This is a genomic window from Streptococcus sp. A23, from assembly GCF_043674155.1.
In the GTDB taxonomy this organism is placed as follows: domain Bacteria; phylum Bacillota; class Bacilli; order Lactobacillales; family Streptococcaceae; genus Streptococcus; species Streptococcus suis_V.
Genome location: NZ_JBIMJP010000012.1, coordinates 60654 through 76275, shown reverse-complemented (window position 1 = coordinate 76275; position 15622 = coordinate 60654). Strand labels below are relative to the sequence as shown.

Below are 15622 nucleotides of genomic sequence, written 5' to 3'. Positions count from 1 at the left end.
GCTATTGCTCAAAAGGATAAGGAGTTGATGGCACTTCAGGCTCAGCTGGACAAACTGACTAGTCAGACGGAACATGAGGTCAGCTCTGCTATTGCTCAAAAGGATAAGGAGTTGATGGCACTTCAGGCTCAGCTGGACAAACTGACTAGTCAGACGGAACATGAAATTAGCTCTGCTATTTCCCAAAAAGACCAAGAAATCCTAGAGCTAAAGGCAAAATTGGAGCAAGTGGGTCTGTCCAAGGATTTGGAGTTGCAGCAGGCAGTGGCTCAGGTTGAGAAGGAGCGGGATGCGGCCCAGAATGCCTTGGTTTTGCAGGAGCAAAAGCAGGAATTGGCGCTGGCGACCACGCGACAGGAGTATGAGGTCCAGCTCAAGGCAGCAAGCGAGCAGGTGGAGTTCTATAAAAACTTTAAGGCCCAGCAGTCCACCAAGGCTATCGGTGAAAGTTTGGAATTGTATGCTGAGTCGGAGTTCAATAAGGTTCGACAGTTAGCCTTTCCCAATGCTTATTTTGAAAAAGATAATCAAGTGTCGGCGCGTGGGTCCAAGGGCGACTACATTTACCGCGAGACGGATGAAAATGGTGTCGAAATCATTTCCATCATGTTTGAGATGAAAAATGAGGCGGATGACACGGTTAAAAAGCATAAGAATGAGGACTTTTTCAAGGAATTGGACAAGGATCGTCGTGAGAAGAACTGTGAATATGCGGTGCTAGTGACCATGCTAGAGGCGGATAACGATTACTACAATACGGGCATCGTGGACGTCAGCCACAAGTACGAGAAAATGTATGTGGTTCGTCCTCAGTTCTTTATACAGTTGATAGGACTTTTACGCAATGCGGCGCTCAATAGTTTGAAGTACAAGCAGGAGTTGGCCTTGGTCAGAGAACAGCATATCGATATTACGCATTTTGAAGAAGATTTGGCGACCTTTAAAACAGCTTTTGCCAAGAACTACCAGTCAGCCAGTACCAATTTCCAAAAAGCCATTGACGAGATTGATAAGGCTATCAAGCGGATGGAGGCGGTCAAAGCAGCCCTGACCACCAGCGAGAATCAGCTCCGTCTGGCCAATAACAAACTGGATGACGTCACGGTCAAAAAGCTAACACGTAACAATCCAACCATGAAAGCGAAGTTTGAGGCGTTGAAGGGGGAAAAACAATGAACACCATCGACCTAAATCTGCCTGTTGCAGAGATTATCAACCAGCACCCAGAAGTCAAGGATATTCTGGTGGAGCTTGGTTTCAAGCCTTTGGCTAATCCAGCTATGCTCAACACAGTTGGTAAGGTAACCAGTCTCAAGACTGGCTCCAAGATGACCAAGATTCCGCTAGACCGTATTCAGCAGGTCTTGGAATGCAACGGCTATGAGGTAATAGGAGGAGAATAATGACGGAACAACGGATTGACATTTTGAAGAATATCCTCTTGGACCTGCATAACGGAGCTAGCGCGGAGTCCGTTCAGGAACAATTTAATCAGCATTTTACAGGTGTGTCAGCGCTGGAGATTTCGATGATGGAACACGAACTCATGTCTAGCGATACGGGGATTACCTTCGAAGATGTTATGGGCTTATGTAATGTTCATGCCAATCTTTTCAAGGGAGCTATATCGGATGTCCAAGTGGCAGACATGGATCAAGAAGGTCATCCTGTTTATGTCTTTAAACAAGAAAATCTTGCACTTCGTGGAGCTTTATTGCGCATTCGTCGGATTTTAGAGCAGTATGAGCAAGTGGAGGAGGAAGAAGTGCGCGACCAACTTCTCCAAGGTTTGCAACGTCAATATAAATTGTTAGGTCAGTTTGACCATCATTATACGCGCAAGGAAAAACTCTTCTTTCCAATCATGGAGCGCTATGGTCATGATGCGCCACCCAAGGTAATGTGGGGCGTAGATGATGATATTCGTCTGCTCTTTAAGGAAGCCCGCAAGGCTTTAGATACCTTGCCAGATGGAGATATAGAAACTGTTCGTCGAACTTTTGAAAGTTTCGCCACTGAGTTTGAAGAGATGATTTTCAAGGAAGAAGCGATCTTGCTAATGATTTTGCTGGAGACTTTTACACAAGATGATTGGTTGCAGATTGCCGCTGAAAGTGATGCTTATGGCTACGCAATTGTGAAACCTACAGCAAAATGGGTTCTCCATCGGGTTTCTTTTGGAGAAATAGCAGAGCAGACTGACACACTGTCGACACCGCAGGCAAGCGATCCCAATGTGAGGGTGATTGATACGCCAGAGGGACAGTTTACTATCTCCTTCACACCAAAAGAACCGACCACATCAGTTCTGGACCCTGCTAGTCCACAGCCTTTTGGCAATGGTTATTTGACTCTTGAACAAGCGAATCTCATCCTTAATCATTTACCATTGGAATTAACCTTCGTGAACAAGGATGACATTTTCCAATATTACAATGATAGCCATCCAGTTGAGGAAATGATTTTCAAGCGGACACCTAGTCAAATCGGACGCAATGTCGAACTCTGTCATCCACCGAAAATTGTTGACAAGGTCAAAAAAATCTTTGAACTCCTGCGCAGTGGACAGAAAAATGAAGTGACTATGTGGTTCAAAAAGGATGAAGAAACCTTTGTTTATGTCGTTTACAAGGCGGTTCGTGACCAAGAAGACCAATTTCAAGGCGTCTTAGAATATGTTCAAAATATCCAATCCTATCGGGAACTAGACAGTGATTTTTCTAGAGAGATTTAGTTACACCTATCATATTACTTAAAGATGTCTTGTGTTTATCTATACAGAGGAGTGTGACATGATTAGAATAGTTCATTTAGAGGCTTGTCATATTGAGAAGCTAGTTCAGGCTTTTTAGAGCAGGGCTGGCCGTCGCGGAAGGCAATCCTGGAAAGTTATTTGACGGAGCAGGAAGAAGGTGAGCACCAGGTTTTGGTAGCTGAAAATGAGCAGGCCTGTCTGGGTTATATTACCCTTGTCAAATGTCCCAAGAAGGGGCGATTTTCTCAGACAGGTATTCCTGAAATTGTCGATTTTACTGTCTTTGAACATTTTCAGGGTCAGGGAATTTGCTACAGATTATTGGATGCTATCTGCCAACTTGTATCCGATTTTACATCCCAGATAGGGATAGGTGTTGGTTTGAATGCTCATTATGGCAAGGCTCAGAAACTTTATGTGCAAAACGGTTTTATTCCGGATGGGACTGGTGTTTGGTATGAGGACAGCCCTCTGGCAATTGAAGCTTCTGCCTACAACGACGATAACCTCTCTGTATTTTATCAAGCCACTGGAACATGATATCATGCTGTATTGAGATGTTAATAGAAAAAATAAGAAGCTCTAGATAAGGTTGGAATCCATGTCCAGCCTTTTTTGTTACCTAAAATTTCAGGGATTATCCATGGAAAGAATTCCCAAAACTACCTCAATCCTAGCAACCTATGCTATAATTGATGTATAGAGAAAAGGAGAACAATGATGAAAACGATTCACACAGACAAAGCACCAGCAGCTATTGGCCCTTACGTTCAGGGTAAGGTCGTAGGCAACCTGCTCTTCGCATCAGGTCAAGTACCCCTATCACCAGAAACGGGTGAAGTGGTTGGTGAAACCATTCAAGAACAGACCGATCAAGTCTTGAAAAATATTGCAGCCATCCTAGCAGAAGCTGGAACAGACTTTGACCACGTTGTCAAAACAACATGTTTCCTCAAGGATATGAATGATTTTGTACTCTTTAATGAGGTCTATAAAACAGCCTTCTCATCCGATTTTCCAGCCCGCTCAGCTGTAGAAGTTGCTCGCCTGCCACGCGATGTGAAGGTTGAAATCGAAGTCATCGCCGTTGTTGAATAAATCAGAAAAAGGAGGTCTAGCCATGGCAGACAAACTCCAACTAGTTATCGTGACAGGGATGTCGGGAGCCGGTAAGACAGTCGCTATCCAGTCCTTTGAGGACCTGGGCTACTTTACCATTGACAATATGCCACCGACCCTATTGCCAAAATTTATCGAGCTGATCCATGCCAGCAAGGACAATAACAAGATTGCCCTGGTTGTCGACATGCGGAGCCGGTCCTTCTTTGCGGAAATCCGTGAAGTTCTAGATGACCTGGAAACCGCAGAAGACCTGGACTTCAAGATTCTCTTCCTGGATGCCACGGATAGTGAATTGGTGGCCCGCTATAAGGAGACCCGCCGTTCTCACCCTCTGGCTGCAGACGGCCGAGTTCTCGACGGTATCAATCTAGAGCGCGAACTTCTAGCTCCCTTGAAAAATATGAGTCAGAATGTGATTGATACCTCGGATTTGACACCGAGAAACCTACGTATGGCCATCTCTGAGCAATTCGCTAGCCAGGACAATCAGCCGTCTTTCAGGGTGGAAGTCCTATCCTTCGGATTTAAGTACGGCCTACCTCTAGATGCGGACCTGGTCTTTGACGTGCGTTTCTTGCCAAATCCATATTACAAGCCCGAACTGCGCAATCTGACAGGGATGGACCAGCCGGTTTACGATTACGTTATGGACCACCAGGAATCAGAAGAGTTCTACGGCCATTTGATAAGCTTGATCGAGCCAATTCTGCCAGGTTACCAGAAGGAAGGTAAATCAGTTCTGACCATAGCAGTCGGATGCACGGGCGGTCAACACCGCAGTGTAGCCTTTGCCAAACGCCTAGCAGAAGACCTAGAGAAAAACTGGCTTGTCAACCTGAGTCATCGGGACAAAGACAAGCGGAAAGAGACGGTCAATCGGTCATGAGAAAGCCAAAGATTACGGTTATCGGAGGAGGAACGGGGATTCCTGTGATTCTCAAAAGCCTGCGCAACAAGGATGCGGACATTACAGCTATCGTGACGGTGGCAGATGACGGAGGCTCGTCTGGTGAGATTCGCCATGCCCTCCAGGTTACACCGCCGGGTGATTTGCGCAATGTCCTGCTGGCTATGTCGGATATGCCCAAGCTCTATGAGCAGATTTTCCAGTACCGATTTGATGCCAGCGACGGTCCCTTGGCAGGACATCCGCTGGGCAATCTCATCATCGCTGGGATTTCTGAGATGCAGGGATCGACCTACAATGCCATGCGGCTCTTGACCCGCTTTTTCCATACGACAGGGAAAATATATCCTTCCAGTGAGCATCCGCTGACTCTCCATGCCGTCTTTACTGACGGGACTGAGGTGGTCGGTGAAAGTAAAATTTCCAAGCATCCAGGCATGATTGGGCATGTATTTGTCACCAATACCTACAATGATCAAACCCCAACAGCCAGCCCGCAGGTAGTGGATGCCATTATGGACAGCGATTTGGTGGTGCTGGGACCTGGCTCACTCTACACCTCTATTCTACCCAACCTTATGATTCCCGAGATTGGACAAGCTCTCAAGGAGACCAAGGCGGAGGTGGTCTATGTCTGCAACATCATGACCCAGCGCGGGGAGACGGAGTTCTTCTCAGATGCTGACCACGCTGCGGTCCTCAATGCACATCTGGCCTGCCGGTTTATAGACACCGTCCTGGTAAACATCGAGCCTGTGCCACAGGACTACATGGATACCCACCAGTTTGATGAGTATCTGGTCCAGGTCAAGCACGATTTTGCAGGGCTTCAGGACCAGGCGCGGCGCGTGATTTCGTCGAATTTTCTTCGTTTGGAAAATGGCGGAGCTTTTCACGACGGTGATTTTGTAGTAGAAGAATTACTCAATATCTTGCAGGTGCGGTCATGAGTTTTACGATACAAGTCAAGGAAGAATTGCTGATTCAGTCCAGTCAAAATAAGTCGGAGTTGTCGGCCATGATCAAGCTGGCAGGCAGTCTGGGTCTGGCATCATCAGGCTTGACCCTGTCCATTACGACTGAAAATGCCAAGATTGCTCGGCATGTCTATGAAATGCTCCAGACCTTTTACCAGATTAAGGCGGAAATCCGTCACCACCAACGGCAAAACCTTAGAAAGAATAGGATTTATTCTGTTCATATCGAAGACGGGGTCAATGATATTCTCAACGACCTCTATCTGGCAGATAGCTTTTTCGGCTTGGAGACGGGGATTTCACCGCTGGTATTGGAAAATGATTCCTGGAGCCAGGCCTATCTGCGTGGTGCCTTTTTGGCGGCGGGCTCTGTCAAGGACCCTGAAAAAGGTAAGTACCAGCTGGAAATTGCCTCGGTCTACAGCGACCATGCTCTTGACTTGGCGGACTTGATGCAGAAATTTCTGCTGGATGCCAAGGTGATTGAACGAAAAAAAGGGACCATTACCTATTTGCAACGGGCTGAGGATATCATGGATTTCCTCCTGGTCATTGGGGCAGAAGAGGCAAAGATCGAGTTTGAAAATGTCAAGCTCCTGCGCGAGGCCAGAAACGATCTCAATCGTGCCACCAATGCTGAAGCTGCCAATATTGCCAAGACAGTCACTGCCAGCATGAAAACCATTAACAATATCAGTAAGATTATGGAGACCATTGGACTGGACCAGTTGCCTGGAGATTTGCAGGAAGTGGCCCAGCTCCGCATCCAGCATCCTGACTATTCTATCCAGCAATTGGCGGATAGCTTGACCAACCCAATTACCAAGAGTGGTGTCAATCATCGCCTGCGGAAAATTAATAAGATAGCTGAGGAATTGTAGGGAGTGGATAGCCTGTATTCAGGCTATTTTTTTATGTAAAAATTAGCCCTTTACCAAACTGAGGTTCTCGTTGATTTTAAAAAAGAGGTTCTGTAGGCAGCAAATTTTGTAGTAGAATGTTTAAACGAAATAATAGTTACAGAATAGTTGTTTATCATTGCAAGTTTTTTCTATATATGGTAGAATGTTGGCAGAAGTTTTTGTGCTCACAACAAAATGTGGTGTCGAATTGATATGGACGTTTTGAGACCAGATTTAGCTTGTGATTGTTGATAGATATGTTTGTACACATAGGAGATTTATATGAAATTTGATCAAAAACAACGTTTTTCGATTCGGAAGTATTCATTTGGTGCTGCTTCTGTTTTATTGGCAAGCGTGTCCTTTATGGCCACTCAAACAGCATCTGCTGAAGAAGTGCCGGTTTCGTCGGATGTTAGTCCAGTGATTACGCCTTCAACATCAACGGTAGCGACTGCTCCTTCAGTTGATCCTATTGCTGCCACAGAAACTACGGTAACCACAGAAGCGACAGCGGAAGCAGTGACTCAACCAACTGATACGACAGGAACGACCTCTTTGAGATCGATGCCACAGTCAGGGAGTACCCAAGCTGTTTCAAATCAAGCAAGCCAAACGACGCCAACTGTAGCATCAACAGAACCAGTAGCCCCAAATGTAGCACCTTCAGGTAGTTATGTCTTTACTCAGGCTACAGGTGTTAAGAGTGAGCCAAAGATTTCAAGTCCAGATTTGGCACGCTATGAAAAGGGGCAAACGGTTAATTATGACAGTGTGGTAACTGCGGACCAGCATAAATGGTTAAGCTACATTTCTTATGGTGGAAATCGACGCTATGTTTCTGTAGGAACGGTTGCGCCGACAACGCCCGTAAATACTCCTGTTCAGCCATCCGCATCTACGACATCAGTATCCGGTGGTTCAGCATCTCAAGGGCAGTACAATGTCTTCAATAAAGTTGTCTACTTAGATGCAGGACATGGTGGTAGTGATCCCGGTGCCGTTTATTTTGGTAAAAATGAAAAGGATTTGAACCTACAGATTCAGAATCGTGTAAAATCAAAGCTTGAAGCGCAAGGTTTCCGAGTGGAATTGACTCGAACGGCAGATAGCTCTGTTGGTTTATTGCCGCGTTCTGAAAAAGCCAATCGAACTTCTTCAGATATTTTTGTAAGTATTCATTTTAATGCTTCGACGTCTCCTTCTGCTAATGGGATTGAGACTTACTATTATCAGTATTTTCCAGAGTATCCTGCGCGAATCAATAGCCAGTATCACAATGATGCTCAGCGCATAAGTTTGAGTGCAAGTTTGGCAAACAGCATCCAATCTAATCTAATTACCAATACTGGTGCTCGAAACGGTGGAGTGATGCGGAGAACTTTCCAGGTCTTGCGTGAGACGACTGCTCCCGCGGTCTTGCTAGAGTTGGGCTATATGTCCAATAGTGCAGAGTCAGCAAAAATCTCGTCCGCAGCTTATCAGGAAAAATTGGTTGATGGAATTGTCAAAGGAATTTCTGACTATTATAAGAAACATGCAGGTCTGCCAGCAACAACCCCAGCGCCAAAACCAGCCGAAACTTCTAAACCGGCAACAACACCTGCAGTAGCCAAGCCGGCCGAAACGCCAAAAGCAACTGTTATCGCAGGTAAGGTATCGGCTAGTGTTACCAATACAGCAACAGGTTTCAACGTGGCACTTTCTAATGTTCCATCAACAGTTTCCAGTGTTGTAGTTCCGGTATGGTCAGCTAATGGTGGTCAGGATGATATGAAGGTCTACCGTGCTAACCGTCAGTCAAACGGTCAATACACTTTTGCAGTGGCGACTAAGGATCATAAAAACGACACTGGCACTTACAATATGATTGTTTACGGACAAAATGTTCAGACTAGGAAGCTGGATACCCTCCTCAGTGGCAGTCATAACTATTCAGCTACCAGTCAATCATCGACTGCTCCAGCCGTATCTAAACCAGCCGAAGCTACGAAACCGGTCTCTACACCAACAGTAGCCAAACCAGCCGAAACTTCTAAACCGACAACGACACCAACAGTAGCCAAACCAGCCGAAACTTCTAAACCGACAACGACACCAACAGTAGCCAAACCAGCCGAAACTTCTAAACCGACAACGACACCGGCAGTAGCCAAGCCGGCCGAAACGCCAAAAGCAACTGTTATCGCAGGTAAGGTGTCGGCTAGTGTTACCAATACAGCAACAGGTTTCAACGTGGCACTTTCTAATGTTCCATCAACAGTTTCCAGTGTTGTAGTTCCGGTATGGTCAGCTAATGGTGGTCAGGATGATATGAAGGTCTACCGTGCTAGCCGTCAGTCAAACGGTCAATACACTTTTGCAGTAGCGACTAAGGACCATAAAAATGACACTGGCACCTACAATATGATTGTCTACGGACAAAATGTTCAGACTAGGAAGCTGGATACACTCCTCAGTGGCAGTCATAACTATTCAGCTACCAGTCAATCATCGACTGCTCCAGCCGTATCTAAACCAGCCGAAACTTCTAAACCGACAACGACACCGGCAGTAGCCAAGCCGGCCGAAACGCCAAAAGCAACTGTTATCGCAGGTAAGGTGTCGGCTAGTGTTACCAATACAGCAACAGGTTTCAACGTGGCACTTTCTAATGTTTCATCAACAGTTTCCAGTGTTGTAGTTCCGGTATGGTCAGCTAATGGTGGTCAGGATGATATGAAGGTCTACCGTGCTAGCCGTCAGTCAAACGGTCAATACACTTTTGCAGTAGCGACTAAGGACCATAAAAACGACACTGGCACTTACAATATGATTGTCTACGGACAGAATAGCCAAACTAGAAAGCTAGACACACTTCTAACTACCAAACATGATGTCAAATCAACGACCTCGCAAGCATCGCAACCAACCAAACCATCCCAACCTTCTAAGCCTGCAACGACACCTGTAATAACAACTCCTCTTCAGACATCAAAAAATCAACAATTATTTATCAATAGTCTTGTATCAGCTGCTAAAACCACGGGTCTAGTTCCGAGTGTGGTAATGGCCCAGGCTATTCTTGAGTCAGCATGGGGCACATCTCAATTGGCTACCCAAGGGAATAACCTTTTTGGAATCAAGGCAGACACCACTTGGAAAGGTAAGATGGTATCAAAACAAACGACAGAGTTCCGTAATGGAAAAGCAGTCCAAGAAACGGCATATTTTAGAGCCTATAACACCGTATCAGAAAGTATCCAAGATTACAGTAAATTCTTTACGTCATCACCTTGGAGAACACAAAATTACAGAGCCTATACCCAGGCCAAAGATTATCAAACGGCAATTGTTGCTTTGCAAAAATCAGGCTATGCAACAGACCCGAAATATGGAGAAAAATTGCTGTCCTTGATTCAAAGATATGGATTGAACAAGTTTGATAACTAGGGATTTTACCCGTAGGATAAGTCATCATTTTTGATGGCTTTTTCTGCGTTGCCTAATGTCAAAATAGCGGATTACCTGATAAAATGCTATAATAGAAAGAACGGCAGTTAATTGGAGAAGTTTATGCAACACGTTTTTATCATCGGCAGTCGTGGCTTGCCTGCAAAGTATGGTGGCTTTGAGACCTTCGTCCAGCAACTGGTCAGTCACCAAGAATCAAAAAATATACACTACCATGTGGCCAACCTGTCAGACACCAGTCATCAGGAGCATTCGGCTTATTTGGGGGCGGATTGCTTTACCATCAATCCTCCTAAATTAGGTCCGGCCCGCGTTATCGCCTATGACATGATGGCCATTTCCTACGCTCTGCGTCTTGTCAAGGACCAGCAGATGCAGTCTCCGATTTTTTACATTTTGGGAAATACCATAGGTGGCTTCATAGCTCCATTTGCCAAGAAAATTAAGGATGTTGGCGGTGTTTTATTTGTCAATCCTGACGGTTTAGAATGGAAACGTGCCAAATGGCCTAAGCCTGTACAAGCTTATCTGAAACATGCTGAGAAAGCGATGGCTAAGCAGGCCAATCTCATCATTGCAGATAATGAGGGGATTGAGGACTATATTCAATCAGCCTATCCGGGGACTAAGACCACATTTATCGCTTACGGGACTGATTTGAGTCAGACCAGTCTGACTAGCCAATCAGAGCAAGTACGGCAGGCTTTTGCCAACTGGTCCATCCGCGAAAAGGATTATTATTTGATTATTGGGCGTTTTGTTCCTGAAAATAATTACGCGACAGCTATCAAGGAGTTCATGAAGTCGAGCACCCAGCGTGATTTGGTTATCGTAGCCAATCATGAAGGCTCTGCCTATTTCCAAAAGCTAAAGGAAGAAACGGGCTTTGAGAGAGATGCGCGAATCAAGTTCATCGGGACTGTCTATGATCAGGATTTACTCAAGTATCTGCGGCAGGAATGTCGCGCTTATATTCATGGGCATGAAGTGGGTGGAACCAATCCAAGTCTTTTAGAGGCGTTAGCTCAAACTAATGAAAATCTTGTTTTAGGTGTGGATTTCAACCGCAAAGTCGCACAAAATGGCGCTCGCTATTGGACCAAGGAAAGTGGAAATCTGACCCAACTACTCAACCAAATTGATGGACAAGAAGAAGCAGTGGAGCTAGGGCAGATTGCCAAAGAGCACATGCGAAAGGACTATACTTGGGAGAAAATTGTCCAACAATATGAGGAATTATTTTTACATGAACGTTAACATACTCATGTCGACCTACAATGGTCAGGAGTTTTTAGCAGAGCAAATCCGCTCTATTCAGGCCCAGACCTTTACGGACTGGATGCTCTTGATACGAGACGATGGCTCTAGGGACAGGACACGTGAAATTATCGCTGATTTTGCCCAGCAGGATAGCCGAATTCACTTTATCAATCCCGACAGCACCGAAAATCTAGGCGTCATCAAAAGTTTTCACGCCTTGGTGCAATACAAGAGGGCTGATGTGTATTTTTTCAGTGATCAGGATGACGTCTGGTTACCAGATAAACTAAAGGTGACTTTGGAGACGGCTCAAGCCTATCCAGCAGACCAGCCACTCATGGTTTACACAGACTTAAAGGTGGTTAACCAAGACTTGCAGGTCATGAATGAAAGTATGATTCGCAGCCAGTCTCATCATGCCAATACCGAGCTGGTTCAAGAATTGACTGAAAATACAGTGACAGGCGGAACTAGCATGATAAACCACGCTCTGGCTGAACTGTGGACGGTGACAGACGACATTCTCATGCACGACTGGTATCTGGCCTTGTTGGCGACAGCATTTGGAACATTAGTCTACGTTGACCAGCCGACGGAATTGTACCGCCAGCATGCTGAAAATGTCTTGGGAGCTAGAACCTTGTCCAAGCGATTCAAAAAATGGATTCGGCCCCATGTACTTTTCTCCATTTACTGGGACTTGATTCACAATAGTCAAAAGCAAGCAAGCCATCTGCTGGCTCTGCCTTTGGCGCCAACCGATAGAAATCTGGTCGAGGCCTTTGTGACTATAATGGATAAGCCTATGTCAGAACGCTACCGAATATTAAAAACATATGGATTGAGGAAAAACAAAGCCTTTCACACACTGGTATTTACCAGCCTCATCCTAACTAAATTTGCTTATAAGGAAATAAAATGAATTTATTCAACAAAGAAAACCAAATTCTCCTGCGGGAAATGGTCAAGACAGACTTTAAATTAAGATACCAGGGATCCTTGATTGGGCATTTGTGGTCAATATTGAAGCCCTTGCTCTTGTTTGCGATTATGTACTTGGTCTTTGTCCGTTTTCTTCGATTTGATGATGGAACACCCCACTATGCGGTTAGTATTTTGCTGGGAATGGTGACCTGGAATTTCTTTACAGAGGCCACCAGTATGGGGATGATGTCCATCGTTTCTCGTGGGGATTTGCTGAGAAAATTAAATTTCTCTAAGGAAATTATTGTTTTTTCATCTGTTGCGGGAGCGTCTATCAACTACGCTATCAACCTCTTGGTAGTCTTGACCTTTGCCCTCATCAGCGGAGTTCCATTTTCTTGGTCTATCTTGGTGATTATTCCCCTATTTTTTGAGCTGGTCTTGCTTGCGACAGGAGTTGCCTTTATTTTATCTACATTATTTGTAAAATATAGAGACATCGGTCCCATCTGGGAAGTCTTTTTGCAGGCTGGTATGTATGCGACACCAATCATTTACTCGCTTACTTTCATCATCCAGCGTGGTCAAGAAACAGTTGCCAAGTTTATGATGCTCAATCCAATCGCACAAATTATCCAAGATTTGCGTCACTATATTATCTATTCTGGTAGTATGACCATTCGTGATTTGGTTGCCAATCCAGCGATTGTAGCTATTCCATATGTCCTTCCAATAGTGGTGTTTATACTTGGTTATGCGATTTTTACTAAAAATGCTAAGCGTTTTGCGGAGATTTTATAATGACTGATAAAAAAATAGCTGTAAAGGTGGAGCATGTTGGGAAATACTTTAAGCTCCCGACAGAAAGCACTCAGAGCTTGCGTACAGCCCTGGTTAATCGATTTAAGGGGGTCAAGGGCTACAAGGAGCAGCATGTCCTCAAAGATATTAACTTCGAAGTAGAAGAAGGCGATTTCTTTGGGATTGTTGGCCGAAATGGTTCTGGCAAATCCACCCTTCTGAAGATTATTTCTCAGATTTATGTTCCAGAGACAGGTAAGGTAACGGTCAATGGGAAATTGGTTTCCTTCATTGAACTCGGTGTCGGCTTTAACCCAGAGCTAACAGGTAAGGAAAATGTCTATCTGAATGGTGCCATGCTCGGTTTTACTACCGAAGAAATTGACGCCATGTATGATGATATTGTAGACTTTGCTGAGTTGGAAGAGTTTATGAATCAGAAACTCAAAAACTACTCAAGCGGTATGCAGGTTCGTCTAGCCTTTTCAGTGGCTATCAAGGCTCAAGGAGATATACTTATTCTGGATGAGGTCCTAGCCGTTGGTGACGAAGCCTTCCAGCGTAAATGTAATGACTATTTCTTAGAGCGCAAAAAGTCCGGCAAGACAACCATTCTCGTAACACACGATATGGGTGCAGTCAAGAAGTATTGCAACAAAGCGGTTTTGATTGAAAAAGGCTTGGTGAAAGCTTTAGGCAATCCAAATGATGTGGCTAACCAATATAGTATGGATAATGTAGTTTCGTCTGCTCCAGAATCTTCCAAACAACAAGATGAACAAGAAACAAGGACTCCAGTTGCAAATCTGCAAGTTAGATTACTAACAAATAATATTATTAGCCCTAACGAAAAGATAGCTTTTGAAGTCTCCTATGAAGTTATGGAGAATATTCAAACTTATATTGCATTTTCACTGACAGATGTCGATCGAAATTTTTGGATTTACAATGATAATTCCTTGGATTTTATGACTGCTGGAAAAGGCAAAAAATCAACAATTTATTCCTGCTCAATCGATAATGTTAATAATCTAAAAATGAAATTGCAGGTTTCAGTACGTGATGACAAAGATAGAATGATTGCCTTTGCAGATTCAAGTAACTCACCCGTCATTTTTTTGAATCGAGATGATATGAATGCGAATGATAAGTCGGAAAAAATGTCATCCTCAGGTATCTTACAACGAAGTGGAAAATGGGAGATTCTTCATGACTGATTTGATTTCAGTAGTGGTTACCTGCTATAATCATGAAAAATACATTGAACAATGCCTAGTTTCGATTTTTGAACAGACCTATAAAAATATAGAGTTGTTCATAATTAATGACGGTTCTAGTGACAATTCACTCTCTATTATAGAAACAACAATTGAGCACTCCCCGTTTACAGTGACAAAATTGATAAATCAAGAAAATAAGGGGATTGTCGTTTCGAGGAATATCGGATTAGAAAATATTCACGGGAAATATGTCTTATTTGTCGACAGTGACAACTATTTACCAGAAAATTTCATTGAAAATTTGTATCATACGGCCGAGTCAACCGATGGAGACATCATTCCTACAAATTTAGTTAATCCAGATACTGGTCAGATTTTTTTGGAGACTAGAGAGTTTGATCTTCAAGAATTTTTAATCGGCAATTTTATAGATATGTGTTCCTTGATTCGCACTTCTATCATTGGAGAGACACAATTTGATATTGAGTTAAATCGGAAAAAATTAGTAGACTATGATTTTTTTCTAAATCTAGTAATAAACAACAATGCAAAAGTGGTGCCTAATTATGATACCTTTGTTTATTATAGAGTTTTAGATGATTCTATGTCAGATAGAGACAATATCTATAAATATTATCAGGTATACACATATTTACTTGAAAAATATTCTGACAGGTATCCCTACGAGATACAGAATGCTTATAAATGGCATTTGAATCGATTCATTAGCTTGGATGCTCATTCTAGAAATGCTAATCAATATCTCACAGTCTATTTTTTGGTTGATGGAGAATACGATGAAGAAAATGCATTCAGAAAAGAAATTAAGCTACGGGATTCAGTTGAAATCGTGATTCCAACTGGGGTAGAAACCATTCGCGTTGATCCTTCAGAAGTACCAAATTATTTTTCAAAAATCCAACTTATTTCTCGATCATACAATACTGAAATTGAACCGATTTGGACTAATGCAGCTGTCATTGATGGGAATTATTATTTTACAGATCAGGATCCGCAGATTATTTATAATTTGAAGAATAGCGAAAATCGTAAGGTAACTTTTTCTTACGAACTGACCAATACTTTAAATTTAACAAATAACTTTTTGTTTTCGAATAAAATCATTAATCAACTATCTGAGCTCAGTTCGAAAGCAACTAGATATGATGCGTTAAGCATGAAGTATGAGCACCAGGTGAAGGAAATTGAAAACTTAACGACATTGTATAATTCAGTTGTTAACTCACGTCGCTGGATTATTCCTTCAAAGATAATAGACTTCTTTAGGAGAAAAAAATAGT

General features: G+C 43.5%; 14 protein-coding genes. All 14 read left to right on the top strand.

Features of this window, described 5'->3' with window-relative positions; translation table 11 throughout:
* Positions 1-1176 (top strand): DUF2130 domain-containing protein (locus tag ACHBIE_RS07840; RefSeq protein WP_394733102.1); only part of this gene is annotated, 1176 nt, incomplete at its 5' end.
* The gene (locus ACHBIE_RS07835) at positions 1173-1403 is read left to right on the top strand and encodes a DUF1858 domain-containing protein (protein ID WP_015646769.1); all 231 of its coding nucleotides are present in this window, start codon (positions 1173-1175) and stop codon (positions 1401-1403) included. The genes ACHBIE_RS07840 and ACHBIE_RS07835, both read left to right, overlap by 4 nt.
* Positions 1403-2734 (top strand): DUF438 domain-containing protein, encoded by a 1332-nt coding sequence (locus ACHBIE_RS07830; RefSeq protein ID WP_105161109.1) that lies wholly within the window; start codon positions 1403-1405, stop codon positions 2732-2734. Before ACHBIE_RS07835 ends, ACHBIE_RS07830 begins: the two co-directional genes overlap by 1 nt.
* A 159-nt stretch (positions 2735-2893) precedes the next feature.
* Positions 2894-3295, top strand: a complete 402-nt coding sequence (locus ACHBIE_RS07825) for a GNAT family N-acetyltransferase (protein ID WP_394733101.1) — start codon at positions 2894-2896, stop codon at positions 3293-3295.
* 177 nt (positions 3296-3472) lie between these two features.
* On the top strand, positions 3473-3853 hold the full coding sequence (locus ACHBIE_RS07820) for a Rid family detoxifying hydrolase (protein WP_172021652.1): 381 nt from the start codon (positions 3473-3475) through the stop codon (positions 3851-3853).
* A gap of 22 nt (positions 3854-3875) precedes the next feature.
* Positions 3876-4763: an RNase adapter RapZ gene (gene rapZ, locus ACHBIE_RS07815; protein WP_105110929.1), complete on the top strand. Its 888-nt coding sequence runs from the start codon at positions 3876-3878 to the stop codon at positions 4761-4763.
* Complete coding sequence (locus ACHBIE_RS07810) at positions 4760-5734, top strand: YvcK family protein (protein WP_105161111.1); 975 nt, start codon at positions 4760-4762, stop codon at positions 5732-5734. Before rapZ ends, ACHBIE_RS07810 begins: the two co-directional genes overlap by 4 nt.
* Complete coding sequence (whiA, locus tag ACHBIE_RS07805) at positions 5731-6642, top strand: DNA-binding protein WhiA (protein WP_394733100.1); 912 nt, start codon at positions 5731-5733, stop codon at positions 6640-6642. The genes ACHBIE_RS07810 and whiA overlap by 4 nt, the downstream gene beginning before the upstream one ends.
* A gap of 303 nt (positions 6643-6945) precedes the next feature.
* A complete protein-coding gene (locus ACHBIE_RS07800) occupies positions 6946-10095 on the top strand; it encodes a GBS Bsp-like repeat-containing protein (protein WP_394733099.1) in 3150 nt (1049 codons plus the stop codon).
* Between the two features lie 123 nt (positions 10096-10218).
* Positions 10219-11373 carry a beta 1-4 rhamnosyltransferase Cps2T gene (cps2T, locus tag ACHBIE_RS07795; protein ID WP_394733098.1) on the top strand — a complete coding sequence of 385 codons (1155 nt, stop codon included), beginning with the start codon at positions 10219-10221 and terminating at the stop codon, positions 11371-11373.
* Positions 11363-12298, top strand: coding sequence for a glycosyltransferase family 2 protein (locus ACHBIE_RS07790; RefSeq protein WP_394733097.1), 936 nt, complete (start codon positions 11363-11365; stop codon positions 12296-12298). Before cps2T ends, ACHBIE_RS07790 begins: the two co-directional genes overlap by 11 nt.
* A complete protein-coding gene (locus ACHBIE_RS07785; RefSeq protein WP_105161116.1) occupies positions 12295-13101 on the top strand; it encodes an ABC transporter permease in 807 nt (268 codons plus the stop codon). The genes ACHBIE_RS07790 and ACHBIE_RS07785 overlap by 4 nt, the downstream gene beginning before the upstream one ends.
* Complete coding sequence (locus ACHBIE_RS07780; RefSeq protein ID WP_105161117.1) at positions 13101-14318, top strand: ABC transporter ATP-binding protein; 1218 nt, start codon at positions 13101-13103, stop codon at positions 14316-14318. The genes ACHBIE_RS07785 and ACHBIE_RS07780 overlap by 1 nt, the downstream gene beginning before the upstream one ends.
* Positions 14311-15621, top strand: coding sequence for a glycosyltransferase family 2 protein (locus ACHBIE_RS07775; protein WP_161948275.1), 1311 nt, complete (start codon positions 14311-14313; stop codon positions 15619-15621). The genes ACHBIE_RS07780 and ACHBIE_RS07775 overlap by 8 nt, the downstream gene beginning before the upstream one ends.
* Position 15622: the final 1 nt, after the last annotated feature.